Here is a 3,246-nt window from a genome sequence, read left to right as displayed (position 1 = left end):
TGTCGATATTGAGCAGGAACACTTTCGGGTCCTCGGCGCCGAACGACATGTAGGTCAGTTCCTGCGAATTGGGCGAGAAGCGCGGCGTCACCACCAGATCGTCGCCACGGGTCAGATAGCGCACATTGGCGCCGTCCTGGTCCATGATCGCCAGACGCTTGCGGCGGTTTTCGCGCGGGCCGGTCTCATCGACAAAGGCGACGCGGGTGTCGAAAAAGCCCTTTTCGCCCGTGATCTTGCTGAAAATCGCATCGGAGACGATATGCGCGACGCGGCGGGAATTATTGGCGTCGGTGACATATTGCTGGCCGGCGGCCTGCGCGCCGGTGGCGACGTCCCACAGCCGGAATTCCGTCTTCATCCGGCCATCTGCGCCGCGACCCGAGCGGCCGGTGACGACATATTGCGCGTTGAGCGCGCGAAAAGCCTCCAGATTGGGCGCGACGTCGGGATTGACCGCGCCGGCGGCGCCGGCGTCGAGCGGATTGAGGAACACCGAGCGCTTGAAATTATTGACCACGATCGCGGTCAGCGCCGGGCCGCCGTCGCCGATGAAGGGCGTGACGGCGACATTGACCGGCTTGAAATCGCCGCCACGCACTTCGAGCGTGCGCTGGCCGAGGGCGGCGCGGCCAATCAGCGAACCAAGGGCGAGCCCCCCGAACAGGGCGGCGGCGGAGCGGCGGGTGGGGGTGGGCCAGATGGGTTGCGACATGGGTCTTCCTGAATTTTCCGACCGAGGCTTGCGACTCGTGCGGTCGCCGGATTCATATGACCGGCGGGGATAAAACTAGTTCAAGATCACGGGATCGAAGCCGACCTTCCAATCTCGCCACTGTTCGTAGAAAGGCTGGAAACGGGCCGGAATTTTCAGTGGATTGCAGCGCCGCACCGCGCGCATGGCGCTTTCGGCGAGCGCCCGCGAGACCGGATCGGAAGGCGGATTGGTCAGCACCGGTTCGCCGGCGAGCGAACCGTCGGGCCGGTAGGCGACGCGGATCCAAGGGACATATTTGGGGCCGTTCGACAGCGGCAGATAGCTCCAGCAGGCCTTGTATTGCTCCATCAACAGGCTGCTCAGCGCGTCGGACAGCGAGGGCGACATTTTGGCCGCCGAGGCGTTGGGCGCGCCGAGCGACGCCGTCTTGCTCACCTCGCGGCCAACCGGCGCAAGCGCCTGCGGCGCCTCGCGGCTCAGCATTTTGGCGATTTCCGCCAGATCGGGCGAGGGGCGCGGGTCTTTGCTCTCGTCGCCGGATTTCGGCTTCGACGCCGCCTTGTCCTTGCTCTGGGCGAGCAATTTGGCGACTTCGTCGAGTTTCGGCGGCTTGGGTTCCGGCTTGGGTTCGGGCTTGGGCTCAGGCTTGGGTTCGGGTTTGGCCTCGGTCTTGGCGACCGGTTTGGGCGGCGTCGGCGCGGGATTGGCCTCGGCCTTTTCCGGCGGTTTGGGCCGCGCCGGAGGCTTGACCGGTTCGGCGTCGTCCTTTTCCTCTTTGTTCTTTTCTTCCTGCGGCGGCGCCTTGGCGGTCGGCGTCGGCGGCGCCGGGCGTTGCGGCGGCGTGGGAGGAGCAGGAGGCGGCGGCGTCGGCGTTGGCGCGGGCGGCGCCGGCTTGTTCTCGGCTTCGCCCGGATCGGGCAGGCGCTTCAAGGGCGGCGGCGGCGCGGGAACGTCGCGCTTCGCCTCGGGCGTCGGCGGTGTCGGCCTGGGTTCGGCGACTTCGGCGACGCGATCGGCGCGCGGCTTTGGCGCCGGCGTTTTGGCGCTTTTGTCGCCCTTCATGATCTGGCTGAACTGGCTGTCGGTAATGGTCTCGACCGGGATCGCCTCCCGGGCGTCGTCGAATTTGAGCTCCCGCGAAAAAGCCACAAGCATCGCCGCCAGCAATCCCAGATGAATCGCTGCTGAAAGCGCAAACCCCGGTTCGGAACGCGAGAATTTCACCGCACCATCAGCCTCAGAGCATATTCCCGAAAAGTTGCAGACTTTTCGGAAAGGAATATGCGGTTAAAACAATCTATCAGAGCCCCTTCGACCAAAGGGCTCTCATATAAAAGGGCGTCGCCCTATTTCTTCTCCTGCTGGGTCACCAGCGCGACCTTCTTGAAACCCGCCGCCGTGAGGTCGGACATCACTTCGGCCACCCGCCCATAAGGCACCGCCTTGGAAGCGCGGACATAGACGCGCTCGTCCCCGCCGTCCTTCGCCTGCGCCTTGACCGCCTCGATCAGGCCGGCGGCGTCGATCTTCTTGTCCATCAGGAACACATCGCCGTGCTCGTCGATGGAGATGGCGATCGGCTTCTTGTCGATATTCAGCTCCGCCGCTTTGGTGGAGGGCAGGTCGATCGGCACGCCGGCGGACAACAGGGGGGCGGCGACCATGAAAATGATCAACAGCACCAGCATCACGTCGATGAACGGCGTCATGTTGATGTCGGCCATGGCGCGATAGCGCGGCACGCCGCGCCGCCGCCGGCCGCCTTTGCCTCCCGAAACATGGATGGCCATCAGGGGGACTCCTCATAGCGTTTTCAAACGAAGCAGCGCCCGGTTCGTGTGAAGAAAACGCGAAACAGCAAGAAGCTGAATCCCCGATCCGATTTCATCGGATCGGGGATTCAGGCGGACGGGCCGCGCGAACCGGCATGCTGGTCGATCTGGCGCGACAGGATGGCGGAGAATTCGTCGGCGAAACTCTCCATCTTCGCCTGGGTCTTGGCGACGTCGCCGGAGAGCTTGTTATAGGCGATCAGCGCCGGAATGGCGGCGAACAGGCCGATGGCGGTGGCCAGCAGCGCCTCGGCGATACCCGGCGCGACCACCGCCAGCGAAGTGTTTTTCGAGGCGGCGATGCCGCGAAAGGCGGTCATGATGCCCCAGACCGTGCCGAACAGGCCGATGAACGGCGCGCAGGACGCCGTGGTGGCCAGAACCAGCAGATTCGACTCCAGCTTTTCCACCTCGCGGGCGATGGAGACGTCGAGCACTTTCTCGATGCGCGATTGCAGCCCGACGAAGGAGGCGCCGGCGTTCTGGAACGAGCGTTTCCACTCGCGCATGGCGGCGACGAACAGCGAGGCGGTGGCGGTGGTCGGATGGGCCGACAGCGTCTGGTAAAGGTCTTCGAGCGAATTGCCGGACCAGAACACGGTCTCGAATTCCTCGATCGCGGCGCGCGCGCGGCGGATCGCCAGGGTCTTGTTGATGATGATCGCCCAGCACCAGATCGAGGCCGAAAGCAGGCCG

Annotated in this window: 3 protein-coding genes and 1 pseudogene; all 4 read right to left on the bottom strand. The window is 64.7% G+C overall.

All coding sequences use genetic code 11. The features are described from left to right. Positions 1 to 715 (bottom strand): annotated as a pseudogene (gene tolB / locus QZY01_RS16515) (Tol-Pal system protein TolB); the annotation flags it as partial. Positions 716 to 790: 75 nt separating this feature from the next. Beyond that, on the bottom strand, positions 791 to 1,942 hold the full coding sequence (locus QZY01_RS16510; protein ID WP_294539247.1) for a cell envelope biogenesis protein TolA: 1,152 nt from the start codon (positions 1,940 to 1,942) through the stop codon (positions 791 to 793). A 122-nt stretch (positions 1,943 to 2,064) separates the two neighbouring features. After that, the gene (tolR, locus tag QZY01_RS16505; protein ID WP_294539244.1) at positions 2,065 to 2,508 is read right to left on the bottom strand and encodes a protein TolR; all 444 of its coding nucleotides are present in this window, start codon (positions 2,506 to 2,508) and stop codon (positions 2,065 to 2,067) included. A 110-nt stretch (positions 2,509 to 2,618) separates the two neighbouring features. Next, positions 2,619 to 3,246 (bottom strand): protein TolQ (tolQ, locus tag QZY01_RS16500; RefSeq protein WP_294539242.1); only part of this gene is annotated, 628 nt, incomplete at its 5' end.

This window comes from uncultured Rhodoblastus sp., assembly GCF_903903185.1.
In the GTDB taxonomy this organism is placed as follows: domain Bacteria; phylum Pseudomonadota; class Alphaproteobacteria; order Rhizobiales; family Beijerinckiaceae; genus Rhodoblastus.
This window is presented reverse-complemented; position numbering and strand designations above follow the sequence as displayed.

What these genes read in the sequence shown, in the direction of transcription:
- tolR (WP_294539244.1), bottom strand. Translation starts at nt 2,508, where the DNA reads ATGGCCATCCATGTTTCGGGAGGCAAAGGCGGCCGGCGGCGGCGCGGC.